This is a genomic window from Cyanobacterium sp. Dongsha4 (assembly GCF_036345015.1).
Classification (GTDB): Bacteria; Cyanobacteriota; Cyanobacteriia; order Cyanobacteriales; family Cyanobacteriaceae; genus PCC-10605.
Genome location: NZ_CP084098.1, coordinates 2,798,996 through 2,817,993, shown reverse-complemented (window position 1 = coordinate 2,817,993; position 18,998 = coordinate 2,798,996). Strand labels below are relative to the sequence as shown.

Here is an 18,998-nt window from a genome sequence, read left to right as displayed (position 1 = left end):
AAATTTAAGGTTTTAGGGGATTGGATAGAGAAGGAGAGAGGGGAAAATTAACTCTCAGTGAGGTTATTTAGTTCTTGATTGATTTTTTGTTTTTCTAAATTTTTGCCGATGATTACAAGACGGGTTACTCGATTATCTTCAGGTTTCCAAAGACGATCAAAAAATGTTTCGATGCGATCGCCCACTCCTTGTAATACCATTCTCATGGGTTTATCAGGAACATTTACAAATCCTTTGATGCGGTAAATTTCAAATTTCGTGATTAGTTTATGTAATTCTTGGATTAAATCTTGTGGGTTGGAAGTTTCACAAATCACTAACTCAAGGGAATTTATGTCGTCATCGTGATCGTGTTCTTCTTCTGTATCATGATGGGAGGGGCGATTGTTTAAATCATCTTCCACGGCGGCGTTAAAACCGAGTAAAATATCAGGGTTAATTTCTCCTTGATGACAGGGTATTACCTTTACTCCTTGACGCAATTCCTTTTCTAACCAAGACTTAACTTGAGTTAAATCCGTTTCGCTAATTAAATCAGTTTTGGTTAATAATACTAAATCTGCACAGGCTAATTGATCCTCGAATAGTTCTTCAATGGGGGTTTCATGATCTAAACTAGGATCATCCACTCTTTGAGTTTCTAAGGCTTCTAAATCTCCTACTAATGTGCCATTAGCTAAGGCTTGGGCATCAACAACCGTTACCACACCGTCAACAGTGGCATGGGTGCGAATTTCTTGCCATTTAAAGGCTTGTACGAGGGGTTTTGGTAAGGCTAATCCAGATGTTTCAATAATGATAGAGTCGATCGCATCTTTCCTAGTTAATAACTCTTGCATGGTAGGATAAAACTCTTCTTGGACTGTGCAACAAAGACAGCCATTAGTTAATTCAATGATGTTATTTTCTTCTTCCTCGGTATCGCATACCTGACAACTACGCAGTAAATCTCCGTCAATACCTACTTCTCCAAATTCATTAACTAAAACCGCAATTTTTCTTCCTTGATTATTTTGTAATAAGTGTCGTAAAAGGGTAGTTTTTCCCGCACCTAAAAAGCCTGTGATTACTGTTACTGGAATTTTGTGCATTTTGATTATTATTTATCTATTAATTTTGATATTTTCCCTTCTATACATTTTATGGAAAAAATTTTTTTATTCAACCTTTGTATAATAAAATACACATTCTATCTTTAATTTAATAACCACTAAATTAATTTTAAATAATCTAAAAAGAACAAAAAAACTATTGACAATTTTTTGTCTAATTTGTTATAATTTAACTATGAGAAGATAGCCACCCTTTTCTTGATCCGTAGCGGTCAGGGGAGGGGTGGCTCATGTCTTTTTTTCCTCAATGCCATGACTTTTTCCTAATACCCAATGACGGCGGAAAAAGCGATATAAAGAGGATTCTTCTAGGGATAAATAAATAGGTCTGCCATGGGGGCAGGTGTGAGGATTTTTAGTAATTTTCCAATTATCAACGATGTTTTGCATCTGTTCAATAGTCAGTTTTTCACCGTTACGAATGGCACTTCTACAAGCGATCGCAACTTGGGCAGAATTGAGATCTCCTCCATAACTTAATTCCATAATTGCTGATAAAGAATCATCTCTATTTAAAAGTATTTTAGGAATAGTTCTTAATGCCCATAAATCTTCCCCAAAAGTCTCTATTTCCAAACCAATATTATTTAGTTGTTCTATTTGTTTTGGTAGTAATTTATCTAAAATAATGGGATTTTCTAAGGCGACTATTTCCCATTGATTTTGTATTTGTTCATAAATAATTCTCTCATGGGCGATATGTTGTTCTATTAACCATATTCCTTGGGAATGTTCCGCAATAATATATGTATTTCTTGCTTGAGCAATGACTTGTAAATTAATTAAACCGATGTTTTCTTCTGTCTCTTTTTCTGTTTCTTTGATTTCTGGCGTTTCTAAGTTATAAATACTTTTATTTTCTGCTACTTTAAGGATATTTTCAACTCTCTTATTCTCCCATTTTTGAGATATATTATTATTAGTTAATTTAAAAATTTCTGCAATAGTATCTTTAATTTGTTCTTGCCAAAATTCAATATTATCTAAGAAGACTTCCGCTTTAGCAGGGTGTCGATTCCAGTCTATTTGTCGAGGAGATGTTTGTAAATGTAAAAAGGCAACGGGAAAACGATCTCTTTCTAAGGTACGATGAAAACCCTTATAAATAGCTGATTCTAACTCAGGACATTTGATTATTCTACCGTTAATTCCTATCTTAACCCAATCTGGTCGAGGACGAGAGATGCGATCGGGTAATCCTAAAACTAATTCAAGGTGAGAAATAGATTTTTCATAGGGAGTATCAAGAGTTTTTTTAATAGTTTTTAAATCAGAATAATGAATAGTTTTTAATAATTGTGGCAAAATTCTATCCGCAGAATTACTACGACTAATGGAAAAAATTAAACGATCATTTACTAATAATTGCCAAGTAATATGGGAATGACATAAAGCAAATTCTCCCAACAAGATTTGAATTTTTTTCAACTGCTGTTTAAAAGGGGGATTTACCTGTCTTCTCACAGGCATATTGCCAAATAAGTCATTAACTCTTACTATTGTCCCCACGGCTGAGGGTTTAGGATAAATATGTTGTAGTTGGGCATTTTCAGCCATAATTTCCCAACCGCAATCATCAGTAACCCGACTGCTAATATTAATCTGTGCCAATTGAGCGATACTATGTAAGGCTTCGCCCCTGAATCCCAGTGTGTGAATATTAATTAAATCATTGGTATTATTTATTTTACTGGTGGCATGGGGTTGAATCGTCAGAGGTAAATCTTCTTGGGTAATACCTTCTCCGTTGTCGGCTACTTGTAAATTCCATGTTTCTGGATAAATGGACACGAAAATGCGATCGGCTTTTGCATCTAAACTGTTTTCTACTAACTCTCTGACAACGGCTACTAATGAATCTATAACTTCTCCTGCGGCAATTAATTTAATTAAGTTGTCTGGTAATTTCCTGATAGCCATTTCAATTAGTAATTAGGGGTTGATGAAAAAGTGGTGTCATGAGGGTGGGCAATGGGCAATAGGCAATAGTTTATAGGCAATAGGCAATAGTTTATAGTTTGATCATAAATAATAAAAACACCTGAAACCTGCTACCTACTTCTGACTCATTTACTCATTAGTGACACTGTAGTCAAATTCACTAGCTCGATTATGACACTCAACACAAGTATTGTGAGTAACTGGGGTTGTAAATTCTATATCAGGATGTAGGGCGAAAAAGTAACGAGACTGGGCAATAAATTTTGGTTGAGGTTCATCCTTAAGTAATTGTCTTGAATACTGCTGTAAATATTGCCACATTAAAACTTGGGTAAAACGGACAATGCCATCTATTCTCACACCATAATGATTCCCCGGATTTTCCAAAATTGTCTGCCATGTTTCTGAGGGTAAAACGGCTGGGGGAATTGGTATATGGCAAGTGGAACAATTTTCTAAGTATAAGTCTTTACCAATAACAAAGTTGCCTACTGCTTTATCAACAGATTTTGTTCCTGCGGTTAAAGATTGATGATTCATCGCTAAGGATGCACCCCACCCAAAAATCGAACAGAAAAAGACTGTTAAAGCTAATATTAGTGGTAAAGTTACTTTTTTTCTTTTTTTTGACTTAAAAAACATGATTACCCTTAAAAATGAATATTTGAGAATTATCCCTCTCCAACTTCGGCGACATTAATGCGATCGCACTCGTTGGTACTAAGTTATTGCAACTGTATTGAGTAACCGAGCTACAATCACTTTGGCATTTCTACCTCCGGCCGGAATCAAACGATGAGATAATACACTAGGTGCTAAAAATTTAATATCATCGGGAATAACATAATCCCTCCCTTCCAAGAAAGCTAAAGCCTGAGATGCTTTTTGTAGAGCAATTGTTCCCCTAGGACTTACCCCCAAAGCAATATCATCATCCTGACGAGAAGCATTGATTAAATTAACGATATACTTTTGAATCTCTGGAGCAACCCTAACTGAAAATACCTCTGTTTGTAAATCTTTCACGTCTTGTAAACTCACACAGGGTTCTAATTCTTCCACTAAAGTGGGATTTAACTGCTTTTCTAACATTTGCAACTCTTCCTCAAAAGAAGGATAACCGAGGCTCAAAGAAATAGCAAATCTGTCCATTTGTGCTTCTGGTAAGGGAAAAGTTCCTTGATATTCTACTGGGTTTTGTGTGGCAATGACAAAAAAAGGTGTCGGTACAATCTTAGCAACTCCGTCAATGGTGATTTGTTTTTCTTCCATTACTTCTAACAATGCTGATTGAGTTCTCGGAGTAGCTCTATTAATTTCATCTGCTAGTAAAACATTCGCAAAAGCAGGACCTGCTAAAAACTCAAATTCTCGACTGTTGGGATTCCAAACATTTGTTCCTGTTACATCACTAGGCAATAAATCAGGAGTGCATTGGATACGCTGAAACTTACCATTAATTGATTTTGCAAGAGATTTCGCTAAGAGGGTTTTACCCACTCCGGGTACATCTTCTAGTAAAGCATGACCTCCACTTAATAAGGCAACTAAAACTAATTTAATGGCATCATCCTTACCCACAATTGTACGGGCTAGATTTTCTTTGAGAATGGTAATTTTTTCCCTCATCAGCAGTTATTTCCTTGTGTGATACTGAGTCCATATTTTATCAAATTTAGACGAAGTGCGATATACAAATATCACTCTCTAAGTAGGTTTCAGGCTTTAGGTTTTAGTTAATTTTTCTCAAAATTAATTTTAAATCATCAGTATTTTTGTAAGTAAAAAGTCATCAAGCTAAAACTTATTAAACTTATCTTTTTATTGGGCGGAGGGCTTAAGCCCCTTGTTATGTATGATCACATTGTTACCTACTCTTTACCTGTTAGATGGGATGTTAAATGTGTCTGCTTCTTAGCCTACCACTCAACTCCTTTAGAATGAGCATCGCTACCGTGTCGAGAAGTAGTTTGTACAATTGAAAAGTGCTGTAAGATAAAAATTAGTTAGACACAAGAAATTAAAAAACTATCATGAGTAAATTACGCAACGTCCTCATTGGTGCTGGAATAGCTGCGGTTGGTGCAGTGGGGGTAAAAAAAGCCGTTGATTATTTCCATAATAAAAAACAGCAAGAAGCATTGCCCGAAACTCCCGAAGATGCTCAAATTTCTAATCCAGAAGAAGAGGTTGCTTTTGCCGTTGTCGAAACTTCTTCCGTTCAAGATTTTCTTGATAAAAGTTTTGGTAATTCGGGGCGTTATAAGCCTAATCGCCCTCCCAAAGTGTTTGAATATCAGGATAAACAGTATATGGTAATCTGGGCATACGATAACGAAAAATCTAAAAATCAAATGCTTGTTTTTCAATATACTGACAGTGGAAGACAAATGATTGCTAGTGTAGGCTATACCAATTCTGCCACAGACTATAATTTAAAGATGGGAAATACTCCCTTTGCCGTAGAAATTAACGGAACAAAATTACAATCTGGGGAAGGTGAAACGGGAGGCACAAGTGATGTTGATTTCGTCTTAGCTTAGTATTCCATTCTACTTCTGATAAAAATTAGGATTTTTAAGGGGTAAAAAAGTCATTCTGCCTGTATATATTTATGGCGATGTCTGTTGGGGGGATTAGAAGAATTAGGAATTATGTTGATCGAGAATTAGTGGTTAAATAACTTGTTAATATCATTAATTAGTGATCCACTATTAACTACTAATTATTCACTATTTATTATACAGATGGAGGTTATCAACTTTTATGGCAACTCAGGTTATTCAAAATCCGCAAACAAAAGCTAATAGTGAAAAAAAACATCATCCGGGTTATCGAGTTTTACTGCATAATGACAGTTTCAATACGATGGAGTATGTGGTAGAAACTTTAATGGAAACCGTTGGAATGAATGAACCTCAAGCAGTTAGTGTAATGATGGAAGCTCATACAAATGGTGTTGGTTTAGTAACAGTATGTGCTTTGGAACACGCTGAGTTTTATTGTGAAAGTTTAAAAAGTAAGGGTTTAACTAGCACGATCGAACCTGCGGAATAATGGTTTATTATTACTATCTATATTAATTATTAATTGTCCTCATTTTGCTTTTATCTAATATCAAAAATTATCCCATAGTTTTAAGGTTAGGGCTATTTGTCTTAGCCTTACTATTTATTTGGTCTCCTTTTTTACTCTCTACTTACTATTTTCTAGGAGCAAAAGATCCTAATTTAACTACTATTATAACTATGGCAATTTTATTTGTCATTTTTCTATTTTTGGTTAAGTTTTGGGGTCAATTTGTATATGATAAATCTAATATTTTTAAAAGTTATGGTTTAGTTTTTTCTCGCACCAATTTTCTTTTTCTAATCAAAGGTTTAATTATTGGTTTTATTTCTAATTGGCTATTATTTGGAGTTGAGTTTTTATTGGGGTGGGTAAGTTTTCAATCTCCTTCCTTACCCTTGATTAAACTATTAACAGAAGGATTTATAAGTGCTCTTGGGATTGGCTTGGCAGAAGAATTGTTTTTTCGAGGCTTTTTATTATGGGAATTGGAAAGAGATTTTTCCCTGACTTTTTCTGCTAGTTTAAATGCTTTTATTTTTGCCTTTTTACATTTTATTAAACCCCTGCCTGAAGTAATTCGTACCAGTGTTACTTTTCCTGCTTTGGTTATCTTAGGATATATTTTAGTATTAGGGAAGCGATCGCATCTTAACTTATTAGGTATTAGTATTGGTATTCATAGTGGTTTAGTGTGGGGTTACTATATTGTAAATGTAGGACAAATGATAAACTATAACGATGTAGTACCATCTTGGATAACAGGAATAGACAAAAATCCCATTGCAGGAGTTATGGGAATTAGTTTTTTATTGATATTATTATATAGTCTAAAAATAGATGATAAATTGAGAAATAAAGTTAAAAAGGATGTTAATATTAACTAATTTAAGAAAAATATTAACTAAAAAAAAGTGTAATAGAGGTTAAAATGTCCTTAATTAAAAAAAGTTTATTTATTGCCGGTGTAATTATTTCTCCTCTTATTTATTCACCGACAGAAGTTGATGCACAAAATGTAAACATCAGTTTTAGTCAATGGTGCGAACAACAATCTTTATCTGCTGAAACAGAAAAAACCATTAATGCAATCACTAAGGCTTTAAATGTAAAAAATTGTGCAGAAGCCGCCGAAATTGCCCCCAGAGTATTTACTTTAACTATAGCAAATCAAAGTATTTCCGACTTACGACCACTCAAAAGTTTTATCAATCTTACAGACTTAAACTTATACAATAACAATATTGTCGATATTTCTCCTCTACAATCGATGACCAATTTAAAGAAAGTAGTTTTAGGTCATAATCCCATTCAAGATTTAACCCCTTTAAAATCATTAAATAACCTCGAAAAATTATATATCAGCAATATTAATACTAATAATTTTGAAGCAATTAAAGACCTAAAAAAAATTAATACTTTATATATTAATCAGAATAAAATCAGTGATTTAAAACCACTAGAAAATTTAACTAACTTACAAGAATTATATGCTAGAGACAACAAAATTAGTGATTTAAAACCATTAGAAAATTTAACTAATTTAGAGGAATTATCTTTAGATAATAATCAAATTTCTGATTTAACTCCCTTAGCAAAACTGAGTAAACTAGAAGAATTATCCCTCAATAACAATCAAGTAACAGAAGTCGGAATCAAACCCCTATGGGATTTAAAAAATTTAGAAAGGGTATATCTACATCAAAATCCAGTAGCACGACAGTTCTGCCCCAACAACAGAGATAGTCTTTGTTTCATCGGTAATAGATAAATAAATTAATAACTGATGTTACGCAAAAATATAATTAATTGTCCATAAAAGGTGAAAGGTAGCAGAGCAGGTTTTAGGTGGAATTAAAATTGTTAATTTATAACCATTGTATTTTTATTTGAGCAAAACTTCTTGTCAGTTAAGGTTTGTACTAATTAACCTCAATTCGGTTTAAGAATATCGGGTAAGGGTAGGTGTCAGATTGTTAGGGGATTGGGGAGAAACGAGTTAGGAATTAGGAGTTAGGGGTTTTATAAAAGTAGGGGAGTGGGGAGTAGGGAGTAGGGAGAATTAAAAATTCGGAAATTTTCTAACATCTAACACCTGAAACCTGAAACCTGAAACCTGTCACCTTTTAATTATCAACTATTTACCTTTGCCCATTGCCCTTTGCCCATTGCCCTTTTAACTTTGCCTTTTTCACCATCACTCATAGATGAAAATTTATCCCTAACTTCAGGTTACTTATACTCTGAAGAGCCGAAAAAGTAAATAAAAGAGTCAGAAATGATTATTTAAGATTTCTAGTTGGAAAATTGAGCATTTATTTATTTTCAATTCTTTGATTGACTAATCACAAATTTAAGGGTTTTAGTTCATCGCCACAAACAGAAACTCTATTAAATTAGAAGATTCTAACAAAACAATTAAGGCAACGAACAAAATATTTGAGCAGTGGTTTTACTTACCATCAGGAAAATTTACTTATTGTACACTTAATTATATAGTTATATAATAAAAATATTAAAGCTAAGAGTAATTATTAAATAAATCAAGCTCTGAACCTACAAAAATTATTATTCGGACTTATACAAAATTAAATAAATTAATGGAACATCAAACCTATTCTCATCAAATAGTAATAGTTGGTGGAGGTAGTGGCGGAATAACCACCGCCGCCCAATTGTTACTTAAAGACAAAAATCTTGATATTGCAGTAATTGAACCTTCTGAAAAACATTATTATCAACCGGGTTGGACTTTAGCTAGTGGTGGTTTAATCGATCCTGATAAGATAATCCATGACAAAAAAAAAGTAATGCCTAAACAAGTTCATTGGATTAAAGAATTTGTAGCAAAATTTAATCCTGATAACAATAGCCTCATTACTCGTCAAGGCACAGTTGTTAAATATCAATATCTGATTTTGTGTCCCGGATGTCAACTAGATTTACATTTAATTAAAGGTTTAAAAGAAACTTTAGGCAAAAATGGGGTAACGAGCAACTATGCAGGTTTAGGGGGTTACAGTTGGAAGCTAATTGATAATTTCAAAGGGGGTACAGCCATTTTTACTTACCCCAACACACCTATCAAATGTGGGGGTGCGGCACAAAAAGTAATGTATATGGCTGATGCAACTTTCAAGAAAAAAAGTGGTGTAGGTGTTAATAGTGAGGTGATGTTTTGTACAGCAGGTACTAGAATGTTTGGGGTTAAAGAATATTCCGATGTTTTAGATGAAGTTGTGGAAAGACAGGGAATAGAAGTTAAATATCAACATAACCTCAAAGAGATAAAAGCAGATACTAAAGAAGCTATTTTCGATGTAATTACAGCCAATGGCACAAAAGAAGTTATCATTGAATACGATATACTTCATGTTGCACCGCCAATGAGTGCCCCAAATTTTATTAAAGAAAGCCCTTTTGCACAAGAAAATGATGGTATTCAAGGGGGGTGGGTTGATGTTGATAAATATACCCTTCAACACTTACAGTATCCCAATGTTTTCGGATTAGGAGATGCTTCTTCTTTGCCCACTTCAAAAACGGCCGCCGCCGTGCGTGGGCAAGTGCCAATAGTAGTGGAAAATCTACTATCTCTTATGAAATCTCAACCTCTGAAAGCTAAGTATGATGGTTATACTTGTTGCCCGATTATTACCAGTTATAATTCAGTAGTTTTAGCAGAATTTAATTATGAGGGTGAACCCATTTCTTCTTTTTTCATTGATTTAGCAAAAGAGCGTTATAGTATGTTTTTGGTCAAACGGTATCTTTTACCTTGGTTATACTGGAATCGAATGTTAAAAGGTAAACCTTTTGAAACCAGTATCTTGAAAAAATTAGGTTTACTAAAATAACCTCAGTTCTGTTTAAGAATATCCGATAAGGGTAGGTGTCAGGTTTCAGGTTGCAGGTTACCTGAGTTCGATGAAGAAAGTTTTGAAAAATAAGAAGTTGAGAGTTATCGCAGAGAAAATTTTGCGAGAAAAAATAATTAAATAAATTCTTATGAAATTAATTTATTCAGCTTTTTTGTCAATAACTATAACTTTTAACTCCGAACCCCTAACTCCGAACTCCGAACTCAGGTCAGGTTGCAGGTGTTAGGATGATGACCAGATGATAAGAGAGGATGAGAGGAGGAAGTAGAGGCTTAGGGTTTGGGGTGGTAGGGGTTGAATATATTTTTAACGTTAGTTCGGGTTAAGGCAATTTTATCGTTATTTCTAAGAAGCTATAAGGTTTTCTGACTACGAGTTGGTTTCAGCTTTCAGCTTATCCAAAACTCAGGTTAATTATTAAACCATTGCCTATTCCCTATTCCCTATTCCCTATTTACCTTTGCCCTTTTCCCCACAACTTACTCTAATTGTCGGGCGGCAAGTCTAGCGAATAATCCATCTTCTTTGATAAGTTGATCAAAATTGCCCACCTGTACCACTCGCCCTGCTTCTAAAACATAGATGCGATCGGCATTACGGATGGTGCTTAAACGGTGGGCTACCGCTACTCTAGTGGCGTTCATGCGATCGAGGCTTTTGGTAACAATGGATTGAGTGCGATTATCAAGGGCGCTTGTGGCTTCATCGAGGAAGATAATTTTTGGTTTCAGCACTAAAGCACGGGCAATTAAAAGCCTTTGTCTTTGCCCCCCAGAAAGGTTTGTTCCCCCCTCACTAATAACCGTGTGCATTCCCATTGGCATTTGTTCAATATCTTCTGCAAAACCTGCCATTCTTGCCGCTTCCCAAGCCTCATCAAGGGTAACTAAAGCTCCAGAAGTAATATTATCAAACAGAGAACCTGCACCGATACGCCCATTTTGCAAAACAACCCCTAATTGTCGTCTGACAGCTTGAGGATTTAAACCTGCTAAATCTTGCCCATCATAATAGATTGTTCCTGCTATAGGGGTTTCAAAGCCAAGTAACAAACGCATGATTGTTGATTTACCACTACCTGAAGGACCTACCAAAGCAATGAATTCTCCGGGGTTTGCTTCAATGGTGACATCATCTAAAATTAAGGGGCCATCTTCACGGTAACGAAAAGTAACATGATCCACTGTAAAACGTCCCGTTAAACGCCCAGGGTCAGCGCTGGTAACGTCTGCTTCGGGTTTGCCGTCTAAAATAGGTTTTGCCCTTTCCCATAGAGGGACAATTTCTAAGACATCGGTAATAGTAACACTCAGATCGATTACACCACTGAAAAAAGTGCCAAAAGCAGAGTTAAAAGCTAAGAAAGTACCCGCATTTAAGCCCCCCGGTATGCCTTTTGCGATCGCACCTTGAATAAACATAATGGCAAACCAAAATAATAATACCGAACTCATTAAGGGTAAGGCTTCTGTGACTACAGTAACACTATCATTAATTCTTTGAATACCAGCCATTAACTTTGTCCGTTGACCGAATTTTTTTGCCCAAGCCGCAAAAGCCCTTTCTTCGGCGGCCGCAACCCTCAATTTTGAAACTCCGTTAATTAACTCAATACTGAGACCATTTAACTCCCCGTCTAACTCCTCTGTTTTCCTTTGTCGCCGTACAAGCATGGTACTAGAAACAGTGGTAACAATTGCCGCTACAAGGGTTATGCCCATTGCCACTAAAGCTAATTTGACACTGTAAATAAACATTAACCCTAAATTTAATAGGGCGAAAATACCACTTAAAAGAGTACGTTGAGTCGCCCCACTTAACTGAGAACGAATCTGCCCCACCGCCAACAAACGCACCAATAAATCCCCTGTGGCATATTTACGGAAAAAAGCAGGACTGAGTTTAATTAAGCGATCCCATACAGCAGGTTGCAAAACTCCATCGGCCGCACTTTCTACCCTTAAAGAAAAAATCCCTTGAGCTAACTGGAAGGCCGCTTGTCCAAAAGCCGCCGCAAATAAAGCCAAACCAATTTGCCATAACAAACCTCGATCGCTGTCAGGGATGGCATTATTAACTAAAAGGTTAGTCGCTTGAGGTGTCACCATCCCCATAAGAGTACCGACAGTACCCATAATACCAATGGCAATTACGTCTTTTTCATAACCCCGAATACCAAATTTAAACACCTCTAAAAAATTAGTTATTCCCGTAGGCAGAGGGCGATAAAACATATAGGCTTCCACCGATAAAGTTTCAGCAATAGCCTCATTTACAGGGGTTTTAGTTTTAGTAATCGGGTCAAACAAAACATACTTATTACCCTGATGGGGTAGCAATGCCACAGGATTATCATCTTCTAGGGTATAAGCTAAAAGAGGTCCATTTTCTTGCTTCCACCATTCCCCCATTAACAACACCCGACGGGTACGAAATTGAGAAGACCGTGCGATCGCATCTAGGGGATCTTTAATCCGACTCAAATCTTCTGACTTAGCTGGAGGAAGAATTGTAATTCCTTGAACTCTGCCAATAGCCCCAGCCGCAACTAACAAAGGCATTCCCTCTTGGAAAAAGCCCACCTCTTCAGGGTGTAAAACTTCTTTTAATCCCCCCAAAGCACTTTCTGTCACCTGAACATTAAGTTCCTGCCGTTGCTGAAACTGTTGGAAATTCTCCTCTTGTTCCTTGGCAACAACTAAACCAAGGTAATGCAATAAATAACGATGAAATTGATTTAAACTTAGACTTAAATCTTGACAATTTTCTAAATCAGAAGTGGGACAGGTATAAATTTCCGTCTGTTCTTTTGTATTTAACCACATTTCAGGAGTAAGGGGAAAAACAGAGCAATTCGACTCAAGCATTATTTCCTCTAATCCCATCCAATGAAAACTTCCTGAGCGAACGTCAATCCAAGCTACCTGCTCTTTTCTAGCTTGAAGACTTTGTCCTTCAATTAAAGAAATGAAATGACTACCCTCGGCTGTAACCAAACTTAAGGGAAATTCAGTGATTTTTACATACTGTCGGGCTAACCACTCATCCCAATGATGTAACCATGTTTCTAATGGGGTAATTTGTTTTAGATCTTGATTGGGGTCAGAATCAGAAGTTTTTTGGATCAAGGGTTCAAAAAAATCTTGAAAAGAGAACTTTCTTAAAACCGTTTCCTCTAAACCCACCGCAATTATGCCATATTCATCCGAGAGAAAATCAACTCCTAGTAAAATTTCTCCCTCTACGGCGGTAAATAAATAACGACGAATATCTTGAGGCTTATCATCTTCAATCAGGGTAGAAAATAATACTACTGAACCTGACTCCACTAACCACACGGTTTGAGGATCATTTAACAATAAAGGTTCGTTACCTTTAACTAAAATTTGTTCGGGTAATAAAGTTTGTTCTGTCATAACTTTAGATCAATACTCCTTGTTCTTGTTCTTCTTCTTCGGTTTCTTGAGAACTGGTTAACTGGGCATAAATACCTCCTTGTTCCCTTAGTTCCTCATGAGTTCCCCGTTGTACTACTTTGCCTCGATCTAAAACGATAATTTCATCACAATCTCGAATCGTACTTAATCGGTGAGCAACTACAACACAAGAACAACCTCGACGGCGCAAATTGCGATCGATAATTAACTCTGTTTCCGCATCAAGGGCGCTTGTGGCTTCATCCAAGACCAAAATTGAGGGATTTCTTACTAAAGCCCGTGCAATTTCTAGACGTTGTCTCTGTCCTCCACTCATGTTCATACCCCCTTCAATTAACTCCCCTTCATAACCCCCCGGCATAGCTAAAATCAAATCATGAATTGCCGCATCTTCACAGGCTTGAACAATATACTCTTCAGGCACAGTAGAATCCCAAAGAGTTAAGTTATCTCGTACTAAACCTGCAAAAAGGAAGATTTCCTGCTCTACCATTGCCAAAGAATTAGCTAAAACCGCCCTTGATAAACGGGTACGAGGAATACCATCAAATAAAATTTCTCCCTCCCAAGGTGCATAAAGTCCCGTTACTAATTTTGCGACGGTGGATTTACCTGAACCACTGCCCCCCACTAAAGCCACTCTTTGCCCCGGTTTGATACTTAAGCTGAAATTACTGATTAAAGGGGGTTCTAAACGGCTATAACCAAAACTAATATTGCGTAATTCAATATAACCTTTTAGTTTAAAATTATCTTGATTCACCGTTGCTAGTTGGGTAGTGGTTTCTACTTCTTCCCCTCTTTCTACTTCAGGATCAATAGGATTGGCTAAAACATCATCTAAACGTCCTAAATCTGCTTCTAATTCCTGTAAAGTGCTACCGAAATTAAGTAGGTTATTCACGGGAGATAAAAAACTTTGAGTTAAAGCCTGATAAGCAATCAACATACCAATACTAAGATTGCCATTCATCACCCGAAAACCTCCTACCACTAAAATAGCTGTGGTTGCGAGAGAGGTTAATAAACTAGGAATAGAAGATAAAACTTGAGAGGGTAAACTCAATTCCTGTTGAGCATTAACCATTTTTGAATAATAACCTGCAAACTTAGAAAATAAGTCTGATTCTAAACCTGCGGCTTTCACTGTTTCAATGGTCATAATTCCCCCAATGGCAACCCCCGCCACTTTTCCGCTCTCTTGGGCTAATCTGGCATTGGCATCTAATCTGGTACGGGCTAAATATCTCAGGGCGACGAAATTAATGGCGGCAAAGAAAATAACCATTATTGTTAATACCCAATCATAAAGGAACATGATTAAGGCATAAAAGACAATCATCACCGTATCAATGATCGTTGTGGCTAACTGTCCCGATAAAATATTAGCAACCTTTTGATTAAGCTGCGATCGATTACTTATTTCTCCTGCGTATCTTTGAGCATAAAAACCAATGGGGAGACGCAAAGTGTGCCACAGAAATTGCCCTGACATAGAAATCGACAGTTTCAGCATCAATCTTCGCAGATAAGTCAACCTCAATCTTGCTAAAACCCCTATGAGGATAACGGCAAATAACATTACTAATAATAACGGTTTGAGCCAGTCTTGCCGACCTTCCACTATCACCTCATCAATAAAAACTTGAGTAAATGCTGGTACGGCTAATCGGGGAATAGTTAAAAATAGACCCGTTAAAAGACAAAATAAAATTGCGGCGTGAGAATTTTGTAAACGGGCAGTTAAAGCAGGTATAATTCCTTGTTTTTTCCCTCCTTTGGTAAACTCTGGTCCCGGTTCAAAAACTAAGACAACTCCTGTGAAACCTTGGTCAAATTCTTCTAGGGTAATGGTTCTAGGACCTGAAGCTGGATCGTTGAGATAGACTTTATTTTTTACGAATCCTTCTACAACCAAAAAGTGGTTAAAATTCCAGAAAACAATATAAGGGGGTGGAAGTTTTTGTACTTCTTCTAAGGATTTTTTAAAGCCCTTAGCATTTAAGCCGTATATTCTGGCGGCTTTTAATACGTTTGATGCTTTACTACCATCTCTGGATACCCCACACTCTCGCCTTAATTCGGGTAAGGGTACAATACGACGGTGATAACCTAAAATAATCCCCAATGCCGCCGCACCACACTCCACAGCTTCCATTTGAATGACTGTAGGAGTACGAACTCTTTTTGTTTGGGGAGAAGAAAATAGTTTTGATAAAAATGCAAAAGCCATAATTTATAACATCCAATATTAAAAGTAAAAAAGTAGTTATCGGGTATGGTTATGGTTATAAAGTTGATTGAATTAACTTCAGTTTGTCTGAAGAATATCTAATAAGGATAGGTTTGACAGTTTTATTTTTCTAATATTTAATAATTCAGTTAAAAGATTAAAAAGAAGAAAATCAATAAATATATGTTTTTGTAAATTATTATCTTTTTTCCCTCTTTTCTTTTTCCTGCTAAAACTAGAAAATTTTATCCATAATTCAGCTTAAATTAAAATTTAAAAATAGTTTTTATAGACTTGATATAAAGCACAAAATAAATTAAATTAAGATATTTTATTGTCAATTTTAGGCTTGTTAAAATATTTTTAAGGCAAATTTTAATAAACCCCCGTCCAAGATCTAAATAGGGGAATAATGTAGGAAATGGGTGCAACTTCTCCCACTTGAATACGAGTTGTGGTTGTAGTGCCGGGGGATAATTCTTCATTGGGACCTTTAGAAGAAGACCATTTATAACCACTAAAAGTGTTAGGGTCTTTTTCCAATTCAGCAAATACTTGTATGGGTGCTTTTTCCTGTCCTAATTGTTGGGCTAATTCTGGATTACCGATAATTGCAGTCATATCTTGAGTAGTGACGGGAAAATCTGAAACATCGGTTACTTTGCCCAAAATTCCTCCGTATCTTTCTCTTTTGACGAGACTAGGAGTAACTTGAACTGTCATTCCTTCTTTGACTTTTTGTCCGTCTCTGTCGGCAAGATAGGTAACGCTAATCAAGGGGCTGTCTTCTTCATCGATTTCAATAGAGCCAACACGAGTACCACTTTGAATTACTTGACCCGGTACTATGGCTAATTCTAAAATCTTGCCATGATGTTTGCTGATAATTTTTCCTTGATCCGCCAATTGAAGTTCTAATTGAGCTATTTTACGCTTTACTTCATCGACTTGATTGGATCTGTTAAAGGATGATTCTAGTTTTTGTTGATCTATACTGGCTATTTGGCTGTTAACTTCATCTATTTTGTTTTGAATATCATCAAGACGATTGAGACTTTCCAGATATTGTCGTTGCATATCTGTTTTTTGTACTTCTATTTCTTGGAGCTTACTTTTAAGATTATTGATTTGATCTAAACCTTGTAGATATTCTCGTTCTATTTGGGCTTCTCTCACATCAAGTTGACTTAATTCTGCTTCTAGGTTAGATAATGAGGCAATATTTTCAAATAGTTGTTGTTCCGCACTTAAGAGGGCATCCCCTGTAATTAATTGCTTTTCGAGAAGTTTACGGCGACTTTCAATTCTTTCTTTGAGGGTGGGTAGCAGGACATTAATTTGCCGAATACGCTCATTTAAACTCTTTCTTTGTTCTTCAAGGGCTGTAATGCTTCTTTTTCGCACGAGAGGAACGTTTGTTTCAAGGTTCTCAAGACTTTTTTGTAGATTAATACGGTTTTTTTCTAATAATGCAAAATTTTCTTCCCGTAAAACAGGTATGATAGATTCGCGATCGAGAGTTTTTTCTAGGTTATCTTTTCTTTGTTCTAAAGTTCCTCTTTCTAATTCTCTTTTTAATCCTTCTGCTTGTGTTGTATCCTGATTTTGGTTAAGTAAATCGGCTAATTTTTGTTTTTCTTGGGCGATTTGTTGTCTTAAAGAAGATTGGTCTATAGTGCCTAATATCTCTCCTTCTTTGATCACATCTCCTGATTTAACATTTAATGTGATAATTCTTCCTTGCCCTAGGGCTTGAACTTGAACCACACGACGAGGTTGAACTAAAATTCCTTGACCTGTTACTGTCAGGGGAATACGACCAAAAACGCTCCAAAGTCCTCCTACTAACACTAAAGAACTCATGGCGGTTAAAGGTACCCATGCTTTGGGGTTTATCACCTGCATTAATTGGTCTAATCTTTCTGGGGAAGAAAGACGTTCGAGAGATTCTTGTCTGAATAGTTTACTCATTGCTATGCGAATTTCCCTTATATACTAATATTTCGTTATATGTTTTATGTTTCAACTAATGTGCTAATGTGCCAATGGAAAATAAGGATATATAAAATTTTTGTCATCAAATATTAACTAACTTTTAATCTTCTTAGCATCCAATCAAATCTTGCACCGCCGAGGGTGAGATTATCCATAACATCTAAGTCGATTTCATCTTCATAAGTTGTATCTTGAGATAATGCCTCTCCTTGAGAATAAGAAGTTTTGCCAAACCCTAGACGACTAATCATGCCTTGCACCCTACCTGACATTAGTTTTGCAATTACTCGATAAAAGCGTGAAGCCATACCGATGTCTTGTTGTAGTTTAAGAATCATTTGTTGCCTTGAGATGACCAAAACAGAACAGTTTTCTACTGTTTTAATTGTGCAGTAGGAGCGATGGGATTCTAAAACCGCTATTTCTCCTACTATTTCTCCCCTTGATATGTGACCAATTTCTCGTTCTACGGGAGCAGAGGAAGTATTATCGTCACTTTCTAAAAGAGCAAAAATGCTATTGAGACGATTTTTTTTCTGTTCACTCACAGAAACATTCATTACTCCTTGAAGCAATATATAAATATTTTCTACTTGCTCCCCTGATTGAATTAAAACGGTATTAGGGGGAAATGTCTCTAATTTACCTTTTTGTAAAAACCAGTCCACATCTGAATCTCTTAATTCTCCAAAAATGAGGGATACTTCTTGGAGGGGGGCTATTTGACCTAGTCTTTTTTTCAAATAGAGAGTGATTAGATGTTGGAATCTTTCGAGTAAAAGTATGGTCATTCCTCGATAAAATCGAGCGGCAAATCCATAATCTTGTTGTAATTTTTGATTTAGGGATTCACGGGGAATACTTAAAACCACAGAATCTGCGATCGCTCTTATACTATTAGCGGCGGGATTCACTTCTAAAAAACTCATTTCTCCCAAAATTTCACCCTCAGAAAATTTACCAATTTCTTGTTCAAGACTTTGATTATCTTCTAAAGCGGCAAAAACTTCTCCCAGTCGTCCTTTTTCATGACGAGTTAAAGTGGCAATAAATTCTCCCTGAATAATGATATAAACAAAATCAACTTGTTTTGTCTGTTCAATTAAAAGGGTGTTAACAGCGACTCTTTGAGTTTGACCTGTGTTTTTGAGCCATTCAATATCGCTATTGCTTAGTTCCTGTAATAAAACATCTGTCATAATTCAATTTATTCTCCGCAATCTTAAATTTGTTTTATTTTGGCGAAGTTGGTAATTTGAGATAATAAAAAATACTGATTATTATTAGAGATCTTGGTTTAAAATAACATCGACTAACTAGCCAAAATGGT

General features: G+C 35.9%; 13 protein-coding genes. 5 read left to right on the top strand and 8 right to left on the bottom strand.

Features of this window, described 5'->3' with window-relative positions; all coding sequences use genetic code 11:
* Positions 1–47 precede the first annotated feature (47 nt).
* The 4 genes from cobW to Dongsha4_RS12075 form a co-directional block, all read right to left on the bottom strand.
* Positions 48–1,091: a cobalamin biosynthesis protein CobW gene (cobW, locus tag Dongsha4_RS12090; RefSeq protein WP_330202627.1), complete on the bottom strand. Its 1,044-nt coding sequence runs from the start codon at positions 1,089–1,091 to the stop codon at positions 48–50.
* Positions 1,092–1,340: 249 nt separating this feature from the next.
* Positions 1,341–3,038: a DNA mismatch repair endonuclease MutL gene (mutL, locus tag Dongsha4_RS12085; protein WP_425590798.1), complete on the bottom strand. Its 1,698-nt coding sequence runs from the start codon at positions 3,036–3,038 to the stop codon at positions 1,341–1,343.
* Positions 3,039–3,182: 144 nt separating this feature from the next.
* Positions 3,183–3,695, bottom strand: a complete 513-nt coding sequence (locus Dongsha4_RS12080; protein WP_330202625.1) for a dihem cytochrome c family protein — start codon at positions 3,693–3,695, stop codon at positions 3,183–3,185.
* Positions 3,696–3,773: 78 nt separating this feature from the next.
* Positions 3,774–4,682: a MoxR family ATPase gene (locus Dongsha4_RS12075; RefSeq protein ID WP_330202624.1), complete on the bottom strand. Its 909-nt coding sequence runs from the start codon at positions 4,680–4,682 to the stop codon at positions 3,774–3,776.
* A gap of 404 nt (positions 4,683–5,086) precedes the next feature.
* Between Dongsha4_RS12075 and Dongsha4_RS12070 the strand changes: the two genes are divergently transcribed.
* The 5 genes from Dongsha4_RS12070 to Dongsha4_RS12050 all read left to right on the top strand — a co-directional run bounded on the left by Dongsha4_RS12070 (position 5,087) and on the right by Dongsha4_RS12050 (position 9,979).
* A complete protein-coding gene (locus tag Dongsha4_RS12070) occupies positions 5,087–5,596 on the top strand; it encodes a hypothetical protein (RefSeq protein ID WP_330202623.1) in 510 nt (169 codons plus the stop codon).
* Between the two features lie 223 nt (positions 5,597–5,819).
* Entirely contained in the window at positions 5,820–6,110 is a 291-nt protein-coding gene (gene clpS / locus Dongsha4_RS12065; RefSeq protein WP_330202622.1) for an ATP-dependent Clp protease adapter ClpS, read from the top strand.
* A gap of 44 nt (positions 6,111–6,154) precedes the next feature.
* Positions 6,155–7,009, top strand: coding sequence for a type II CAAX endopeptidase family protein (locus Dongsha4_RS12060; protein WP_330202621.1), 855 nt, complete (start codon positions 6,155–6,157; stop codon positions 7,007–7,009).
* Between the two features lie 44 nt (positions 7,010–7,053).
* On the top strand, positions 7,054–7,893 hold the full coding sequence (locus tag Dongsha4_RS12055) for a leucine-rich repeat domain-containing protein (RefSeq protein ID WP_330202620.1): 840 nt from the start codon (positions 7,054–7,056) through the stop codon (positions 7,891–7,893).
* A gap of 829 nt (positions 7,894–8,722) precedes the next feature.
* Positions 8,723–9,979 (top strand): FAD/NAD(P)-binding oxidoreductase, encoded by a 1,257-nt coding sequence (locus Dongsha4_RS12050; RefSeq protein ID WP_330202619.1) that lies wholly within the window; start codon positions 8,723–8,725, stop codon positions 9,977–9,979.
* A gap of 503 nt (positions 9,980–10,482) precedes the next feature.
* Here Dongsha4_RS12050 and Dongsha4_RS12045 read toward each other — a convergent pair.
* The 4 genes from Dongsha4_RS12045 to Dongsha4_RS12030 all read right to left on the bottom strand — a co-directional run bounded on the left by Dongsha4_RS12045 (position 10,483) and on the right by Dongsha4_RS12030 (position 18,867).
* The gene (locus tag Dongsha4_RS12045; RefSeq protein WP_330202618.1) at positions 10,483–13,419 is read right to left on the bottom strand and encodes an NHLP bacteriocin export ABC transporter permease/ATPase subunit; all 2,937 of its coding nucleotides are present in this window, start codon (positions 13,417–13,419) and stop codon (positions 10,483–10,485) included.
* 4 nt (positions 13,420–13,423) lie between these two features.
* Positions 13,424–15,673, bottom strand: a complete 2,250-nt coding sequence (locus tag Dongsha4_RS12040) for an NHLP family bacteriocin export ABC transporter peptidase/permease/ATPase subunit (RefSeq protein ID WP_330202617.1) — start codon at positions 15,671–15,673, stop codon at positions 13,424–13,426.
* 375 nt (positions 15,674–16,048) lie between these two features.
* A complete protein-coding gene (locus Dongsha4_RS12035; protein ID WP_330202616.1) occupies positions 16,049–17,644 on the bottom strand; it encodes an NHLP bacteriocin system secretion protein in 1,596 nt (531 codons plus the stop codon).
* Positions 17,645–17,757: 113 nt separating this feature from the next.
* Positions 17,758–18,867, bottom strand: a complete 1,110-nt coding sequence (locus tag Dongsha4_RS12030) for a cyclic nucleotide-binding domain-containing protein (RefSeq protein ID WP_330202615.1) — start codon at positions 18,865–18,867, stop codon at positions 17,758–17,760.
* Between the last annotated feature and the right edge of the window lie 131 nt (positions 18,868–18,998).